General features: G+C 69.1%; 1 protein-coding gene. It reads right to left on the reverse strand.

Annotated features, from left to right (window positions below):
• Positions 1-154, reverse strand: a 154-nt coding sequence (locus L6Q67_RS24340; protein ID WP_296576347.1) for a HypC/HybG/HupF family hydrogenase formation chaperone, incomplete at its 3' end; no start/stop codon positions are given.
• Positions 155-265: the final 111 nt, after the last annotated feature.

The following is a 265-nucleotide window of genomic DNA, read 5'->3' on the forward strand; positions in this document are numbered from 1 at the left end:
GGATGGCGTAGCCCACGTGCAAGATGACGAAGTCGCCGGGCTGCACGTCGTCGACCAGGGCCAGCGAGATGGTCTTGCGCACGCCGCCGACATCGACCAGCGCATCGTCGCCCGCCAGTCGCTCGACCACGCGTACCGGTATGGCCAGGCACATCGCTCGTCACTCCTCGATCACGGTGTTCATCGCCACCCAGGCCTGACCCAGGCTCAGGCCGCCGTCGTTGGGCGGCAGCTCGCTGGCCTGCAGCAGATCCAGGCCGGCGCG

The organism is Zoogloea sp. (assembly GCF_023150065.1).
Lineage (GTDB): Bacteria > Pseudomonadota > Gammaproteobacteria > Burkholderiales > Rhodocyclaceae > Zoogloea.